The sequence below is a fragment of the Halothermothrix orenii H 168 genome, assembly GCF_000020485.1.
Taxonomy (GTDB): domain Bacteria; phylum Bacillota; class Halanaerobiia; order Halanaerobiales; family Halothermotrichaceae; genus Halothermothrix; species Halothermothrix orenii.
Genome location: NC_011899.1, coordinates 2,090,125 through 2,108,011, shown reverse-complemented (window position 1 = coordinate 2,108,011; position 17,887 = coordinate 2,090,125). Strand labels below are relative to the sequence as shown.

The window sequence follows — 17,887 nt, the reverse complement described above, 5'->3', positions numbered from 1 at the left end:
AATAGAGAAATTAATATGTATATGAAACATGGCATTTGATTATATTGATAAGGAGGGTTTAAATGAAAAAGAAATTAATCATATTTTTGATGATTATATCTCTTTTTGCAATATCATGTTCTATAGAGGCAATTAATTTAAAGTCGAAAACTTTTTTTTCTAATTCTGGCAATTTTGCTACAGGAAAATATAATGATATTAATTTATTGGTAACTATAGAGTTAGCAGAAAAACTAACAGATTTTATACCAGATAAATTTACATTAAATCTGTATAGCATAAAAAATAAAAAATTCCAGAAATTAAAATTAAATTACAGCCATATACCTAAAGGTTTAGGGGAATACCCATATTTAGGGGCAATATTTATAGATTTTAATAGAGATGGACAGGATGAATTGGTCCTGGTAAGGTCACAGGGTGCAGAACTTGGAGACATTTTTGTATATAAAAGAAGATAAGGCAAACTTAAATCTTATCTGGGAAGAGGAAACCAGAGATGTAGTTGATATGATTGAGATAAAAAATAACCTGTTAATTCAGGTAGACAAATTAACCACAAGCTATTTGTTTGTACTGGGAGAACAGCAGGGGAAGTTAGTAAAGAAATGGGAATGTGAATATAAATATGATGAGTATTTATTAAAAAAATTTACGGAGATAGAAAATAAAGGGGTTTATGTAAAAGTTGATAGAACAACATGGAACAAAATAGAAGTAAAAAATAATGAAGTAATACTATCAAAGCCAGAGAAAGAAGTACTACCTATTTTAAATAGTAGTAATGAATATCCTTTTATTGCTTTTAATTTAAACAATGATAAAGAATTAGAGAAGATAAAGAGAATAAAAGATTATCCAAAAAAAACATATAAGATATATAGTCCTGTGTCTAATACAGAAAAATATAGTATTGAGTTTGATTGGCTTTCCAGTCCAAGAATAATCGGGTATATTTTACCCCCTGATGGTAATTACCCCAAATTAATATTCACCAATGGGTATGCTGTTTACTGGGAGGATGATAAATTTGTTTACAGGCCGTGGATTGAAGAACTGTGTACGGAGAATGGAGAAAAGGAAATATTTAATCTAATTAATGAAGATATTGACAATGACAATAATTACGAGACTTTAGTTACACAGAAACTTGACTCAAACTGGGAAGAACCGTACAAAGAAAAGCTCTGGATAATAGATTACGATGAATAGGATATTATCCTGGATATATTTTTAAAGGAGGTAGAGAAATAAATACCATAGGATTTTAAAACGGTTATTTTACAAGTGAACCTTTATATTATGGCAACCACGGGGTCAGGAAGATGAAGATAACTTTTGGTAAAAAAAATTAATTCTTGACTTGAGTGTATAATTATGATAAAGTATTACTAAATATTAACTACAGTAAAAAATAGAATATTTTACTATACTCTTATCAAGAGTGGTGGAGGGACTGGCCCGATGAAACCCGGCAACCTACCAATGAATGACAGGTAAGGTGCCAATTCCTGCAGCAAAATGCTGGAAGATGAGAGTTTAACGGTTCGTTAGAACTTTTAAACCTCTTCTTCCAGCAAGAAGAGGTTTTTTAATGTCTAGGAAAAATACAATTGATTTTAGGGGGTTAAAAAGTGGCTAATGATTTTACCAGTACATTACAGGAAAAAATAATAATTGGGGATGGAGCTATGGGTACCATGCTTCAGGCCTGTGGACTTTCATCCGGGCATGCCCCTGAAAGCTGGGTTATAAAAAAGCCGGATACCATATATAAAATCCATAAGGAATATGTAGCAGCAGGTGCAGGGTTAATAGAAACCAATACCTTTGGGGCCAACAGGCTGAAACTTAAATCATTGGGGTTAGAAGATAAGATAGAAGAGATTAATGTAAAAGCCACAGGATTGGCCCGCAAAGCAGCGGGAAAGGTTTTTGTGGCAGGCTCGGTTGGCCCTACTGGAAAATTAATGGAGCCCCATGGCGATCTTTCCTTCGACAGGGCCAGGGACGTTTTTAAAGAACAGATATCATACCTGGTTCACGCCGGGGTAGATGTGGTTATTATCGAGACCATGAGTGATCTTAAAGAACTCCGGGCAGCGGTGGTAGCAGCTAAAGAATTTAATGTACCGGTTATTGCCCAGATGACTTTTACAGAGAGGGGGATAACCTTGACGGGTTCTCCCCCTGAGGTGGTTGCCATTGTTCTTGATAAAATGGGAGTAGATGTTATCGGTGTTAACTGTGTGGCCGGGATTGAAGAAGCCCTTATAGTTATAAAGAAAATGTCCCGGGTTACTTCAAAACCCCTGAGTGTTTTCCCAAATGCAGGGCTCCCTGAAAGCAAAGGTGGCGAAACAGTTTATCCTCAAACCCCTGATGCCTTTACAGATAAAATACCAGAACTTTTAAAGTATAATGTAAAATTGATTGGGGGGTGCTGTGGGACCAATCCCCGGTTTATTAAAGGGATAAAACAGGTTGTTTATGAAGCTAAAGTAAGTAATAATACAAATACTGATGCAAAAGATGAGAATAAAAACCGGACATATTTAACTAGTAACCACACCTATTTACAGGCAAGTGAGGATAAACCGGTTTTTCTCATCGGGGAAAGGATTAATCCCACCGGGAGAAATGATTTAAAAGAGGCTTTAAAAGGAGAAAAATGGTCTGTTTTAAGGAAAGAAGCCCGGGAACAGGTTATTGCCGGGGCCCACTTACTCGATGTTAATATCGGGATGGCCGGCATTGACCGGGAAAAGTGTATGAAAAAAGTTATCCAGGAATTACAGCTTGAGGTTGATGTTCCCCTGGTAATCGATACACCGAGGACCGGAGTCCTGGAAACTGCTTTAAAGGAATATACCGGTCGGGCCTTGATCAACTCAGTAAATGGTAATCCTGACGTTATGGATAAAGTATTTCCCCTGGCCTGTAGATATGGAGCAGCTGTTATTGGATTGACCCTTGATGATAGGGGGATTCCTTCTGAGGTTGAGGGCAGGCTTGAGATTGCTAGACAGATTATAGCCAGGGCTAGAGAATATGGACTTGGTGAAGAAGATATTATTATTGACCCCATTGTCTTAACAGCCGGTTCTAACCAGTCAGAGGTTATGAAGGGGATTGAGACTTTAAAAAGGATCAAGGAGGAACTGGGGGTTAAAACTACCATGGGTATCAGTAATGTTTCCCATGGGCTTCCGAACCGAAAATTAATTAATAGAACCTTTCTGGCTATGGCCCTGGGGGCAGGTCTTGACTTCCCCATTGTTGATCCCGTGGATGAGGATTTAATGGCCACAGTCAGGGCAGCTAATCTTTTAACTGCCCGGGATAGAAACGGACAGAATTTTTTGAAGTGGTATGGGAATTTTCAGGGTAATAAATCCCTGGAAGAGGATCGGTTGGATAATAATAAAGAGACTAAATCATCCAGGGATAAGGAAAATGACCGTCTCCTGTCATCGATTGCGGATATAGTGGTTAGCGGAGATACTGACATTATAGAAGAACAGGTTGCCCGGGCCCTGGAGCTATATCAACCCCGGGAAATAATTAATAGGGCCATGGTAAAGGGGCTTAAAAGGGTTGGTGACCTATATGACAGGGGAGAGTATTTTTTGCCCCAGTTGATGCAGAGCTCCCGGGTTGTTAAAAAGGCCTTTGACCTTTTAAAGGAGAGGATGAACTCAAAAGGAAGAGAAATAAATAAAGCCGGCCGGATTCTGCTGGCTACTGTAGAAGGTGATATTCACGATATTGGCAAAAATATAGTTAAGGTAGTCTTTAATAACTATGGCTTTGAGGTTGTAGATCTCGGGGTAAATGTTAAAAGTGATGATATTGTAGAAGCAGCCTTTGACCATAAAGTTGATATCGTGGGATTAAGTGCCTTAATGACCGTAACCATGGAGAAGATGAGGGAGACCGTCAATATCCTGAAACAGAAAGGGTTTAAGGGAGGAATAATCATTGGTGGTGCAGTTACCAGTGAGGATTTTGCCCGGGAGATAGGGGCTGACCTCTATGCCGGTGATGCCCTCGATGGGGTAAGGAAAGTAAAAAAATATCTAAATTTAAATTAATGTCCTATGAGCAGGGAGGAGAGAGTAGAGTTGGATTTTAGCAGGGTTTTAACGGAAAGGGAATTTATTGTTACAGCTGAGCTAGATCCACCAAGAGGGGTCAATACTGAGGATGTAGTGGAGAAGGTTAAATACCTGTCAGATTATGTGGATGCCATTAATTTTACTGATTCACCCATGGCCAGGATGAAAATGAATCCAGTGGCTTTGACCCATCACCTTAAAAATAAGTTTAATTTTAAGGTTGATTTTATCTGTCATTTGACCGGTCGGGATCGAAACCTCATTGGGTTACAGAGTGAGCTTCTCGGTGGGGCCCTTCTGGGTGTCAAAAATTATTTGTTCCTGACCGGAGATAAACCGGAATATGGGGATCACCCTTCCAGCACAGGTGTTTTCGATTGTGATGGAACCGCTCTTGTAAAACTGGCCAATCAGTTGAACGGGGGTCGGGATTATGCAGGTAATCCTTTAAATGGACCCCTGGATATTACCATCGGGGCCGGTATTAACCCCGGTGGTAATCTGACGGTTGAAATTGAGAAACTTAAATCCAGAATCGGCTCCGGGGCCCGTTTTATTCAGACCCAGATAGTTTATGACCCCGGGGTAGTGATTAATTTTATGGAAAGGATTAAAACAATAGAGGCTTTATGGCCGGTAAAACCCAGGATTTTATTCGGGATTATGCCTCTTAAAAATTATAAAATGGCCACATATATTCATGAAAATGTCCCGGGCGTTGACATACCGGCTCCGGTCATGAAGGCAATAAAAAAGGGTGATGAAAGGACCGGAATAAAACTGGCGAAAGAATTTGTTCTAAATATTAAGGATTATGTTGACGGAATTCATATTATGCCCATGGGAAGAATGGAAGTCGTCAGTGAGCTGGTTGATGCTATTTTGACAGAGGGTAATCGGGCAATATTATAGGGGGATTATGGTAAGGAATAAAAAGAGTTGTAACAGGATAATAAGGTAATTACAGGGAGGAATTATAAATGAATAAAAAGACAAAAAAGCAGTATGGATTTAATACCCTGGCTTTACACCATGGTTATGACCCGGTCCAGGAAGGGAGCAAATCCAGGGCAGTTCCCATTTACCAGACAACATCCTATATGTTTGATAGTGCTGAACATGCTGCTGGCCTGTTTGCCGAAGAAGAAGAAGGGTATATTTATACCAGAATTGGGAACCCGACAACTAAAGTTTTTGAAGAAAGGATGGCCGTCCTCGAGGGAGGGGAGGCCGGGCTGGCAACCTCATCGGGGCAGTCTGCTATTACCCTGACTATACTGACATTGGTCAGCCAGGGGGAAGAGGTGGTATCATCAAGCTATATTTACGGAGGGACCTATCATCTTCTGGCTGAGAGTCTCCCCCGGTATGGGGTTAAGACCAGATTTGTCAAACCTGATGATATAAATGACTGGGAGCAGGCTATAACAGATAAAACCCGGGTTTTTTACCTGGAATCACCGGGCAATCCCCGGCTTAATATTGTTGATATTGAGGCTGTATCCAGCCTGGCCCATCAATACGGTATAACTGTAGTTGTTGATAATACCTTTAATACTCCCTATTTAAGCCAGCCCCTTAAATTGGGGGCTGACATTGTAGTCCATTCTACTACCAAGTATATCGGGGGTCATGGTAATTCAATTGGGGGGGTTATTGTTGGAACCCGTGATTTTATCCATAAAGTCCGGACTGAGCTTTACCGTGATACTGGTCCTGCCATAAGCCCCTTTAATGCCTGGCTTTTCATCCAGGGGTTAGAGACCCTTTCATTGAGAATGGAAAAACACTGTAGTAATGCCATGGAGGTTGCCCGGTGGCTCTCCGGAGATGAAAGGGTTGAATGGGTGACTTACCCTGGCCTTCCTGACCATCCCCGGCATGAACTGGCCAAAAAGCAGCAGCGGGGGTTTGGTGGAATGATTTGTTTCGGGGTTAAAGGTGGTTATTCAGCGGCCCGGAACCTTATCAACAGGGTGGAACTGTGTTCTCTACTTGCCAATATAGGTGATACCCGCACCCTTATTATTCACCCTGCCTCTACCACCCATGAGCAGTTGAGTAGAGAGGAGCAGGAAAAGGCAGGGGTTACCCCTGATTTAATCAGACTATCGGTAGGAATAGAGGATGTATGGGATATAATTGATGACCTGGATCAGGCCCTGGGGGGGTAGTTTATCTTTCTTTACTGTTTGTCTGGTTTTATTAAAAGCTTATTGTCTATCTGAAAGGTCAGAAGGGAGTAGATAGAATGTCTTTCAGTGCCTTGAATGAACCGGGGCAAAGTGGTATAGGGGAAGTTTCCCCTGCAAAAATCCTAATAAAAGAAGGGCTTACCCTGGAAAATGGGGAGAAGTTAAAGCCTGTGACCATTACCTATGAGTGTTATGGCAGGCTAAATTCTAAACGGAATAATGTCATTCTGGTAGTCCATCATCTTACGGCAGATGCCCATGTAGCCGGTTATTATCCCCATGAAGACAGGTATGGCTGGTGGGATGATTTGATTGGACCCGGGCAAATCATCGATACAGACCGGTATTTTGTAATCTGTAGTAATATCCTGGGAAGCTGTTATGGGACCACTGGCCCCTGTTCTATAAATCCTGAAACCGGTGAACCTTATGGTCCTGATTTCCCCGTGATTACAGTAAAGGATATGGTGAAGGCCCAGTTTAAATTACTGCGTAAATTAGGAATTAAGGGAATTGATACGGTTATCGGAGGCTCCCTGGGAGGAATGCAGGCCCTCAGGTGGGGTGTTGACTACCCTGAGCTGGTTCGTCAGGTAGTGGCTATCAGTGCTCCAGCCCGTCTCCGGGCCCGGGAAATTGCCTACAATACCATTGCCTCCCGGGCTATAAAGAATGATCCGGACTGGCAGGGGGGGCGGTATTATAACACGGGGCGGTATCCAGTAAAAGGTTTGCAGCTGGCCCGGATGGTGGGGATGCTTACTTACCGGACTCCAGATCTTTTCCAGGAACGGTTCGGGAGAAAAATGAAAAACAGGGAGTTTGAGGTTAACAATTACCTGGAATATCAGGGGCAGAAATTTACTGGCCGTTTTGATGCCAACTCCCTGCTGTGTCTTAATAAGGCCATGGATTTATTTGATCTGGCCCGGGGTTATTCTTCCCTGGAGGAGGCCATCTCCAGGATAAAGGCGAAAACCCTTATTATTACTACAGATACAGACCAGCTGTTTGATCCCGGAGAATCTGTAGAGATTGTAGAAATTATGCTAAAACAGGGTAAGAAAGCTTATCACCGGGAAATTAAGTCCAGATATGGCCATGATGCTTTTTTGATAGAATTCAGGAAACTTGCTAAAATTTTAAATAACTGGTTTTCTTAAAAAGGTGGCTGATTAACTGGCTGCTCTTTTTTTTAATGAGGGAATTAGTTTTTAATGAGGGAATTAGCTAACTAAACGATGTTTAAAATAAAAAAATAAATAAAAGATCCTGATGATTATACTGACCACTTAAAAAACATAAAAGTCATAAAAAAGAGTCTTTATTTATAAAAAATGAAAAATTAAAAATTTTTGTTTAATCCAGGGAGGAAATTTGGTTTTTATAGAGAACCTAAATAATAGTACATATATCCTGTTATTGATTCTGTGGGTTCTGGTAGCAAAAAAACATGGTAAAAGAACCATGATAAAAAAGGCAGGTCACAAATCTGTCAGTAAGAGAACAGGTTTTACTTAAAATGCAAACGTTTGCGACCGCATTTATATTTTTTTCAGGTTTTTAAAGCTCTGTCCGGGATTGCTTTTAAAACCGGGCCGGGCTTATTATAAACTATATTTAAGTTATAAATAAAACAGGGAGGTATGAGTTAATGGGTAACCGTTATTCAAGGTTAGTATTTTTAGTACTTGCATTAGTATTACTATTTTCATTTGCTCCTCTAACCCAGGCCAGTGATGTTCCTGACGGCCATGTCCGTATTCACTACCATCGCTATGATGCTGATTATAGAGGCTGGGGACTTCACGTCTGGGGTAAGGGTTATGCGGGAGACAGGGTAGAATGGACTGCTCCTCTTCCCATAACAGGCTTTGACGACTATGGTGCTTACTGGGATGTGCCTTATAAGGAAGGAACAGGGGATCTTAATTTTATTATCCACAGAGGGGATAATAAGGACCCTAAACCTGACAGGGCCTATCCTGATCCCGATAATAACAAAGAAATCTGGTGTGTTACCGGTGATGTTACTGAATACACCAGTAAAGAAGAAGCCATTGCTTCAATGGAAGGAAAATTTGAGAAAAATACTGTTACCCTTGAAGATATAAGACCCAGGGTAAAAAAAGGAGCCACTGAAATACCTGAAGGCCATGTCAGGCTTCATTACCGCCGTTTTGATGAAAATTATGAGGGCTGGGGACTCCATCTCTGGGGTGAAGGTTATGCCGGACCTCCAGTTACCTGGGGAAGCCCTTTACCTATAACCGGTATTGATGACTATGGTGCTTACTGGGATATTCCGTATAATGAAGGTGTTGGAGACCTCAACTTCATTATACATAAAGGAAATATAAAGGATCCGCAGCCGGACAGGACATATCCTGATCCCGATAAGAATAAAGAAATCTGGTGTGTTTCCGGTGAAGTTAAAGAGTTCCTGAATAAAGAAGAAGCCCTCAATGCTGCCGGTAATAAAGTGGTCAGTGCTGTTATTAAGGACAGGAGAACCATTGAGGTCGAGTTCCGCTCAGAGATCAGTAAACCGATTTATATCAGGGACGGTTATGATTATGTTCCCCTTAAAAAGCTTGATATGTCCCAGGCTCCCGTTTATGTCCTGACTACCAGGGAAGACCTTGATTATAATAAAACCTATAAAATTGAGTGCGGGGCCCTGGAAGGCAAGACTATTCTTGGACCTGAAGCCATTGATAAGGCTTTTGCCTATGACGGTGAACTGGGGGCCCTTTATAAACCGGAGGCTACCACCTTTAAACTCTGGGCACCCCTGGCAACTGAGGTTAAATTAAAATTGTTTAAAGAGGGTAATGATCAAAAGCCATATAAAATTGTGCCCATGAACAAAGGAGATAAAGGTGTCTGGAGTGTAACGGTTGCAGGCGATTTACTTGGTGAATTCTACCAGTATAGTGTTACCAACAACGGTCAGACCCGGAATGCCCTGGATCCCTATGCTAGATCTATGGCCGGGTTTAACAGTAATGGTCCTGATAAGGTTGGTAAGGGAGCCATTGTTGACCTTGATCTGACTGATCCTGAAGGCTGGAATCAGGATGACTATGTCTCCATTGAAGACCAGGAAGATGTAGTTATCTATGAAATGTCAGTCCGTGATTTTACTATTTCCGTTGATTCAGGAGTTGATTTTGAGAAAAAAGGTACCTATTTAGGGTTTATTGATAAGATACCTCACTTAAAGGACCTGGGTATTACCCATGTTCAGTTAATGCCGGTTTTAAACTTCTATTACGGTAATGAGTTCAATAAGGATTTTGAAAATATCGGTAGTGCCGGTGAGGCCAATTATAACTGGGGTTATGACCCTCATAACTACTTTACACCTGAAGGCTGGTATTCACTGGATCCCTCAGATCCACATCTGAGAATTAAGGAATTAAAAACCCTCATTAAGGCTTTACACGATGCCGGTATTGGGGTTGTCCTTGATGTAGTTTATAACCATACCGCTAAAACCAGCACCTTTGAAGATATTGTCCCCAACTATTATTACAGGCGTAACCCCGATGGTTCCTTCACCAGTGGTTCCGGTTGTGGTAATGATACCGCTTCTGAACGGGCCATGATGAGGAAACTTATTGTGGATTCAACCAGATACTGGGTTGAAGAATATCATGTCGATGGTTTCCGGTTTGACCTGATGGGATTACATGATGAGACAACCATGAAAAAGGTTGCCAGCACCTTAAGGTCCATCAATCCTGATGTGGTCCTCCATGGTGAGGGCTGGAATATGGGGACCCTCCCTGTTAAAGACCGTTACATTAAGGGGGCCGGGGCTGAAAGAAGCTGCCTCCAGATGGAACATGCTATTGCCGTCTTTAATGATGGTTTAAGAGATGCCCTGAAACATGAGTATTATGCCTCTCCGCTCCCCGAAGGTGGGTTTGTTCAGAGGCAGAAGAACAAAGAACCCCTTATCAGATCAGGAATAATTGCCGGTATGGTTGATTACACTTCACCGGTATTGATTGATGGTAATCCCTATAATCGTTTTGCTGATGACCCTGAAGAAACTATTACCTATGTTACCTGCCATGATGGTTATACTCTCTGGGACAAAATTGTCGGGTCAACTCCCAATGCTACCGAAGAAGAAAGGAAGCAGATGCACAAACTGGCCCATGCAGTAATCCTGACTTCCCAGGGTAAACCCTTTATTCATGGTGGAGCCGAATTGTTAAGGAGTAAACCCGACCCCGATAATGATAGGTATGGGGTCGACCATAACAGTTATGATTCGGGTGATTTGACCAACCAGATTGACTGGTCCCGTAAGGTTAAATATGCTGATGTCTATGAATACTTTAAGGGGCTTATTGAACTTAGAAAATCACACGAGGCCTTTAGAATGGAAACCATGGAAGAAATCCAGAAGGGGTTAACCTTTATTGAAGAAGATATTCCCTTCCTGGTTGCCTATCGTCTTGAAGAACAGGATGGAACTGATCCCTGGAAAGAGATAGTGGTTATTTACAATGCTAATAAAGAAAATAAAACGGTTGAGGTTGACGGTGTTGACCCCAGCTGGAAGGTAGTAGTCGATGGTGACAGGGCCGGAGTAGAACCCCTTGCTGAAACCGAAGTAGTTGTCAGGGATGGCGAAGTAGTTGTACCCCCGATTTCCTGTGTGGTTATTCATAAATAAGGGTTCAGGTAAATTAATTCTGGGTAAATATATAGATATATTATTTAGCTAAAAATAAGCTAAAAAACCCCCGGTTTTCATCCGGGGGTTTTTTTCATATAAAAAAATCAAAAAATTTTTTAAAAAAAGAAGGATTTTTTGAAAGCGTATTGAATATATTTATTGTAAACATATTTCAAGACTTAAATTAAGTATTATATTAAATAATTATCTCAAAAATGCAATATTCTGTAAATTGAAGCTAAAGCCCTTTAGTTCAGCAATCTTAATAAAATGGAGTAGAGATTAATTATTAATTTAAAGGTTAAAATAAGTGTTTAATCAAGTATTAAACTAATCAAGTATTAAACTGATATAGAAATAAGTTTATAAGTCCATAACAGATATGGTATAAGGAAGGGTTGATTTTATATGAATGTTAAAGTGGGAAACTCCACCTTTATAAAAAATTTAAACCAGAAAAGGATTTTTAAGCTGATTCATAAAGAGGGACCAATAACCCGGAAAGAGTTAGCCGATAATACTGATTACAGTGCCGGTACTATTTCCAACCATGTTAAGGCCCTGATTGATCAGGGGTTTGTTATTGAAACTGAAAAGGGATATTCCAGTGGTGGAAGAAAACCGGTCTATCTTACCGTTAACCCCGATAAGGGATATATAATAAGTGTTGAAGTAGAAGTGACCCGGGTTAAAATTGTATTATTTAATTTAAAAATTAAGGTTGTGGCCAAAACTGTATTTCCAATAAACGGGCCCGCCCAGGCGAAGGAGACCATTTCTCAAATTTTTTCAGAAATTGAGAAAATCCTGTCAGAAAGGGAAATAAAGCCAGATAAAATACTCGGTATCGGGGTGGCTGTTCCCGGCCTGATTGATAAAGAAGAAGGTTTGCTGGAGTTTGCTCCCAATTTAGGCTGGAGTAAAGTGCCTATTGTAAAATATTTTGAGGATAAATATGGGGTTCCGGTTGTTCTTGAAAATGAAGCCAATGCAGCAGCAGTAGGTGAAAAGGAGTTTGTTTATCCCGATATTAAAGATATGGTTTATGTATCGATTAATGAAGGTATCGGGTGTGGGCTTATCTTTAATGGACGGCTTTACCGGGGAGCCGGAGGTAATGCCGGTGAGTTTGGACATATTATCATTGATAGTGATGGACCATTATGCCACTGTGGTAATAGTGGGTGCTGGGAAACCCTGGCTTCTGAAAACCATATCCAGAAGGAATATCAGGAGTTGACCGGGGAAGAAAATGTGGAAAAGAACGAAATTTACCGGAAAGCCATTGAAGGTGAGGATAGGGCCTTAAGTGTGGTTAAACAGGCTGCTCATAATATCGGCCTGGGCCTTGCCAATATAGTTAACAGCCTCAGCCCGAGGTTGATTGTCCTTGGAGGGGGTATAATTGAAGCCGACACCTTAATTATAGATACTGTACAAAGTATTCTGAAAGAAAAATGCCTGCTCCTTTCTTATGATAAGGTTGATATTGAGTTTACCAGGCTTAAAGATCTGGCCTGTTTGTACGGGCTGGCCAGTTATGTTTTTAATAAAAGTATAGATTTTGAAACTAAAAAAAATTAGGGAGGCGACTTAAATGGAAGTATTTAAAAATGTACCACAAACAATAAAATATGAAGGAAAAGATTCTGATAACCCTCTTGCCTTTAAGTACTACAATCCTGAAGAAAAAGTTGGCGGCAAAACAATGGAGGAACATTTGAGGTTTTCAGTGGCTTACTGGCACACCCTGACCGGGGATGGATCCGACCCCTTCGGAATGGGAACCATGTTAAGACCATGGGATACTGCAACTGATCCTATGGAGCTTGCTAAAGCCAGGGTCAGGGCTGCCTTTGAATTTATGAGCAAACTGGGTGTCAAATACTTCTGTTTCCATGACAGGGATATTGCTCCGGAAGGAAGAACACTGGCTGAGACCAATAAAAACCTTGATGAAATTGTTTCTTTAATAAAAGAATTAATGGATGAAACCGGTATTAAGCTTCTCTGGGGTACAGCCAATCTATTCTCAAACCCCAGGTTTGTTCATGGAGCGGCTACTTCCCCCAACGCTGATGTTTTTGCCTATGCCGCTGCCCAGGTTAAAAAAGCCATGGAGATTACCAAAGAACTCGGTGGTGAAAACTATGTCTTCTGGGGTGGTCGTGAGGGTTATGAAACCCTGTTAAATACCGATATGGAACTCGAGCAGGAAAACTTCGCCCGGTTCCTGCACATGGCTGTTGACTATGCCAGAGAGATTGGATTTGAAGGGCAGTTTTTAATCGAACCCAAACCAAAAGAGCCAACCAAGCACCAGTATGACTTTGATGCTGCAACTGTTATTAGTTTTTTGAAAAAGTATGACCTTGATAAACATTTTAAACTAAACATAGAAGCAAACCATGCTACTCTGGCTGGCCATACTTTCCAGCATGAACTCCATGTTTCAAGAATAAATGGAATGCTGGGTAGTGTAGATGCCAACCAGGGTGACCTGTTACTGGGCTGGGATACCGACCAGTTCCCGACCAATATTTATGAAACCACCCTTGCCATGTATGAAATACTGAAAAATGGTGGTCTTGAACCCGGAGGGTTAAACTTTGATGCTAAAGTAAGGAGGGCGTCTTTCGAACCTGTTGATCTCTTCTATGCTCACATTGCCGGAATGGATGCCTTTGCCCGTGGTTTAAAGGTTGCCCATAAACTCCTTGAAAGTGGAGAACTGGAAGACTTTATCTCAGAACGTTATAAGAGTTATCGTAATGGTATTGGAGAGAAGATTGTTAAGGGTGAAGTTGGTTTTAAAGAACTTGAAGATTATGCCCTGAATAATGGTAAGATTACCAATGTTTCTGGACGCCAGGAATTGCTGGAATCTATTGTTAACAAATATATCATCGAAGCTTAGTTTTTTATCACAATAGTAAAGTGCCTGATTTTATATCACAGAAGTACTCAGTTTTGTATTTTTGTGAATTAACCACTATTCTACCTTTAATATGCTGTAATTAATACTGGAACCGGGGTGGTCAAAGTGGGAAAAAGATTAAAAAACAGTGTAGGGATCTGGGCCTTCGGGCCTGGATCCACCAGATTTTTACCTGACGGGTATAGATCTGGCCTGCGAAATGAGAGAATGTTCGAAAAAGTAAAAAGAGTAGTCGATGGACTGGAAGACTGGGTGGATGGATTTGAGTTTCATTACCCCAATGAGATAAACGAGAATAATGTAGATAAAATTAAAAATGCCCTGGGTGATAAGGATATATATGCTATACCACTCGGTTTTCATAATATGAAGGAGTTTATAAACGGCTCTTTTGTAAACCCTGACGATAATTTAAGAAGTAAGGCTATATATCTGGCTAAACGGGCGGTAGATCTGGCGGCCAGTGAGAATTCTCACCTGATTATCTGGCCCGGGGGTGAAGGCTATAATTACCCCTTTGAAGTTAATTATTCAGAAATATGGAATAGATTTATAGAAGGTATTGGAGAAGTTGTTGAATATGCCGGGCAGAAAGGGGTAGCTGTTTTTCTGGAACATAAAAACAGTGAACCGGCCCGCCGGGTTTTGATGCGAGATATCGGGATGACGTTATTTACCATAAATAAAATTGAAAAAATGGGCATTGACGTTACCAATCTAAAAATAAATCTGGACTGGCAGCACCTTTTAATGAATAATGAGCCCCTGGCTGAGTATGCTGCGTTACTCGGGTCAGAGGGTTTACTGGGTCACCTCCACGCCAATGATGGCTGGGATAAATTTGATGATGATTTTATTACTGGCACCAATAATTTTATCCAATCTCTGGCTATAGCCAGGGAATTACAACGGATGGATTATGGACAGAACGGTGAGCGGGTAGGATTCGATATTTTCCCGTTAACTGTTAATCCCATCGAAGCTGTCAAAAGGAGTATAATACACTGGGAATTTATTTATGACCTGGCTGCCAGGATAGATGATAAAGAACTTGTAAAAGCCCAGCAGAATAAAGATGCAATCGGGGCATATGAAGTAGTCTATGAAGCACTGGGACTTGACAAAAGTTATATAGACAAGCTATATGACGAAAGGAAGAAACTATCATAAAGGATGGTGAGATAAGTTGGGTTATTTAATTGGTCTCGATATCGGAACAAGTGGTGTCAAGGGTATCCTTGTTTCCGTTACAGGTGATATAGTTGCATCCAGGACTGAAGGTTACCCCCTGGCGACCCCCAATCCAGGCTGGGCGGAACAGGATCCTGAGGACTGGTGGCAGGCTACAAAAAAGGTAATCAATGGCCTTCTTACTGATAGTCAAATTGATCCTGGAACAGTCAGGGGAATCAGTCTTTCAGGACAGATGCACAGCTCTGTTTTTCTCAATGATAAAATGGAGGTTATTAGACCGGCTATTCTCTGGAGTGATACCCGTACCACCAGGCAGTGTCAGGAAATTTATAACCGGGTTGATGGTTTAGAATCATTAATAGATCTGGTTTCTAACCCGGCTCTGGAAGGGTTTACTGCTCCCAAGATATTGTGGTTACGGGACAATGAGCCTGAAAATTTCGAAGAAGTTAAGCTTGTTTTATTACCCAAAGACTATATCAGGTATAAGCTGACCGGAGAGATAAATACTGAAGTATCCGATGCAGCCGGGACTCTGTTACTGGATGTAGTTGAAAAGGATTGGTCAAAAGAGATTTTAGACAGACTCAATCTTGACAGGGAGATGTTACCTCCTGTCCTGGATTCCACTGAAATTGCCGGTAAAGTATTACCTGGGGTGGCAGTAGAAACCGGGTTGAAACCGGGGACACCGGTAGTAGCCGGTGGAGCTGATAATGCCTGTGGAGCTGTAGGTAGTGGTATTGTAAGCGAAGGAAGGGTTATGGTCAGTGTTGGTTCGTCTGGAGTAGTTTTGGCCCAGGCCAATAACCCGAGAGCTGATAAGCAGGGAAGGATCCATCTCTTTAACCACGCTGCCCCTGATAAATGGTATATGATGGGGGTTATGCTCTCAGCAGGAATGTCTTTTAAATGGATGAAGGAAAAGATGTTCAATGACAGGCTGGATTATGATAAATTAAATGAGCTGGCAGATAGTGTTGACCCTGGTTGTGAAGGACTCCTCTTTTTACCCTATCTCTATGGAGAGAGGACACCCCATGCTGATGCCAATGCCCGCGGGGTTTATTTTGGAATATCTGGTAAACACCATCAGGGGCATTTTATAAGAGCGGTCATGGAAGGTGTTACCTTTGGATTGAAGGATTCTCTGGAATTAATTAAAGAAAAAGGAGTAACCATTAAGGAGATAAGGGCTATAGGTGGTGGAGCTAAGAGTAGAATCTGGCAGCAGATTATGGCTGACATCTTCGGCCAGGAGATAAACCTCTTAAATATTGAGGAAGGACCTGCCTTTGGAGCAGCTTTAATTGCCGGGGTTGGAGTAGGTGAGTATGCCAACTTTAAAGAAGCTGAAGATAAGATAATTAAAGTTAGAAAAACTATTGAACCTGATTCCAATAATGTACAGCATTATAATGACCTCTATCAGTTATACAGGAAGCTTTATACCAGCTTAAAGGATGACTTTAAGGCCCTGTCTGACCTCAATAATTAAATCAGATCCTTTTATATTTGATTTTTCTGTTCATAAACTGGTGATATAAATATTACGGTATATATGAACACAATTTATAATCTACTTAAGAGGAGGTGATTTAATACATATTTTACTACTAAGTGGGACGTTCTTTATGATTTAAATTTTCTAAATTATTACCTTAAAAACACTAATCAAACTTAAGGGGGTAATTTTAATGAAAAAAATATTTGCAATTTTAACACTGGTAATGCTTTTCACAGGACTGGTTGTAACAGAGGCACTGGCTGATGATGAATTGGTAATCGGTCTTTCAATGGACAACCTGAGGCTGGAGAGATGGCAGCATGACCGTGACATCTTTGTTAAAAGGGCTGAAGAATTAGGTGCAAAAGTATTGGTACAGTCTGCCAATAGTGATGATATGGTGCAGTTATCCCAGGCTGAAAACCTGATTACCCAGGGCATCGACGTACTGGTAGTTGTGCCCCACAATGGTAAAATTATGGGCAGTATTGTCAGGGAAGCTCACCGTAATGGAGTTAAGGTCCTGGCTTATGATAGATTGTTAATGGACTGTGATGTTGACCATTATATTTCTTTCGATAATATCCGGGTTGGAGAGTTACAGGCCCAATACCTGGTTGACAGGAAACCAAGTGGGAAGTACTTTCTTTTAGGTGGTTCTCCTACCGACAATAACGCTAAACTCTTCAGGCAGGGACAGATGAATGTACTTAACCCCTATATTGAAAGGGGAGATATTGAGGTAGTAGGTGATCAGTGGGCCAAGGACTGGTTACCTCAGGAAGCCATGAAGATAATTGAGAATGCCCTGACTGCAAACAACAATGATATTGATGTAATTGTTGCTTCCAATGATAGTACTGCCGGTGGAGCTATTGAAGCCCTGGCAGAGCAGAACCTTGACGGAAAGGTGCTGGTATCTGGTCAGGATGCCGACCTGGCTGCCTGTCAGCGTGTTGTTGAAGGTACTCAGACCATGACCATTTATAAACCAATTAGTAAGCTGGCTAACAGGGCAGCTGAAGTCGCAGTAGCCATGGCTAAAGGGGAAGAAGTTAAAACAAATGGTAAGGTAAATAATGGCAAGATCGATGTTCCTTCCATTCTGCTGGAGCCAATTGCAGTCGATAAAGATAATATGGTTGAAACAATTATCAAAGATGGTTTCCATAGTTTAGAAGACGTATATAAAAATGTACCCAGGGAAGAATGGCCTGAACTATAATTTCAGTAAAAAAG

At 41.0% G+C, this 17,887-nt stretch carries 13 protein-coding genes and 1 riboswitch; all 13 genes read left to right on the top strand.

Going from position 1 to position 17,887, the window contains the following annotated elements:
- Positions 1–62 precede the first annotated feature (62 nt).
- The 13 genes from HORE_RS10150 (at position 63) to xylF (ending at position 17,873) form a co-directional block, all read left to right on the top strand.
- Positions 63–461: a hypothetical protein gene (locus HORE_RS10150; protein WP_015923677.1), complete on the top strand. Its 399-nt coding sequence runs from the start codon at positions 63–65 to the stop codon at positions 459–461.
- A complete protein-coding gene (locus tag HORE_RS10145; protein WP_143710058.1) occupies positions 430–1,212 on the top strand; it encodes a hypothetical protein in 783 nt (260 codons plus the stop codon). Before HORE_RS10150 ends, HORE_RS10145 begins: the two co-directional genes overlap by 32 nt.
- Before the next feature lie 220 nt (positions 1,213–1,432).
- A riboswitch (SAM riboswitch) is annotated at positions 1,433–1,538 on the top strand.
- Between the two features lie 96 nt (positions 1,539–1,634).
- Positions 1,635–4,094 (top strand): homocysteine S-methyltransferase family protein, encoded by a 2,460-nt coding sequence (locus tag HORE_RS10140; protein WP_015923675.1) that lies wholly within the window; start codon positions 1,635–1,637, stop codon positions 4,092–4,094.
- Between the two features lie 30 nt (positions 4,095–4,124).
- On the top strand, positions 4,125–5,030 hold the full coding sequence (locus HORE_RS10135) for a methylenetetrahydrofolate reductase (protein WP_050748624.1): 906 nt from the start codon (positions 4,125–4,127) through the stop codon (positions 5,028–5,030).
- Positions 5,031–5,098: 68 nt separating this feature from the next.
- Positions 5,099–6,292 (top strand): O-acetylhomoserine aminocarboxypropyltransferase/cysteine synthase family protein, encoded by a 1,194-nt coding sequence (locus HORE_RS10130; protein ID WP_015923673.1) that lies wholly within the window; start codon positions 5,099–5,101, stop codon positions 6,290–6,292.
- Between the two features lie 77 nt (positions 6,293–6,369).
- Positions 6,370–7,476: a homoserine O-acetyltransferase MetX gene (gene metX, locus HORE_RS10125; RefSeq protein WP_015923672.1), complete on the top strand. Its 1,107-nt coding sequence runs from the start codon at positions 6,370–6,372 to the stop codon at positions 7,474–7,476.
- A gap of 214 nt (positions 7,477–7,690) precedes the next feature.
- Positions 7,691–7,834, top strand: a complete 144-nt coding sequence (locus HORE_RS12995) for a hypothetical protein (protein WP_167935786.1) — start codon at positions 7,691–7,693, stop codon at positions 7,832–7,834.
- 133 nt (positions 7,835–7,967) lie between these two features.
- On the top strand, positions 7,968–11,006 hold the full coding sequence (gene pulA, locus HORE_RS10120) for a type I pullulanase (protein ID WP_083763057.1): 3,039 nt from the start codon (positions 7,968–7,970) through the stop codon (positions 11,004–11,006).
- Positions 11,007–11,417: 411 nt separating this feature from the next.
- Positions 11,418–12,593 carry an ROK family transcriptional regulator gene (locus tag HORE_RS10115; RefSeq protein ID WP_015923670.1) on the top strand — a complete coding sequence of 392 codons (1,176 nt, stop codon included), beginning with the start codon at positions 11,418–11,420 and terminating at the stop codon, positions 12,591–12,593.
- Positions 12,594–12,606: 13 nt separating this feature from the next.
- The gene (gene xylA / locus HORE_RS10110; protein ID WP_015923669.1) at positions 12,607–13,926 is read left to right on the top strand and encodes a xylose isomerase; all 1,320 of its coding nucleotides are present in this window, start codon (positions 12,607–12,609) and stop codon (positions 13,924–13,926) included.
- Positions 13,927–14,052: 126 nt separating this feature from the next.
- A complete protein-coding gene (locus HORE_RS10105; RefSeq protein WP_015923668.1) occupies positions 14,053–15,117 on the top strand; it encodes a TIM barrel protein in 1,065 nt (354 codons plus the stop codon).
- A 16-nt stretch (positions 15,118–15,133) separates the two neighbouring features.
- Positions 15,134–16,639, top strand: a complete 1,506-nt coding sequence (xylB, locus tag HORE_RS10100; RefSeq protein WP_015923667.1) for a xylulokinase — start codon at positions 15,134–15,136, stop codon at positions 16,637–16,639.
- Between the two features lie 199 nt (positions 16,640–16,838).
- Entirely contained in the window at positions 16,839–17,873 is a 1,035-nt protein-coding gene (gene xylF / locus HORE_RS10095) for a D-xylose ABC transporter substrate-binding protein (RefSeq protein WP_015923666.1), read from the top strand.
- The last annotated feature ends 14 nt before the right edge of the window (positions 17,874–17,887 follow it).

Coding starts and splice junctions, on each gene's coding strand:
- metX (WP_015923672.1), top strand. CDS start 6,370: ATGTCTTTCAGTGCCTTGAATGAACCGGGGCAAAGTGGTATAGGGGAA.
- HORE_RS10115 (WP_015923670.1), top strand. CDS start 11,418: ATGAATGTTAAAGTGGGAAACTCCACCTTTATAAAAAATTTAAACCAG.
- HORE_RS10150 (WP_015923677.1), top strand. CDS start 63: ATGAAAAAGAAATTAATCATATTTTTGATGATTATATCTCTTTTTGCA.
- pulA (WP_083763057.1), top strand. CDS start 7,968: ATGGGTAACCGTTATTCAAGGTTAGTATTTTTAGTACTTGCATTAGTA.
- xylA (WP_015923669.1), top strand. CDS start 12,607: ATGGAAGTATTTAAAAATGTACCACAAACAATAAAATATGAAGGAAAA.
- HORE_RS10130 (WP_015923673.1), top strand. CDS start 5,099: ATGAATAAAAAGACAAAAAAGCAGTATGGATTTAATACCCTGGCTTTA.
- xylF (WP_015923666.1), top strand. CDS start 16,839: ATGAAAAAAATATTTGCAATTTTAACACTGGTAATGCTTTTCACAGGA.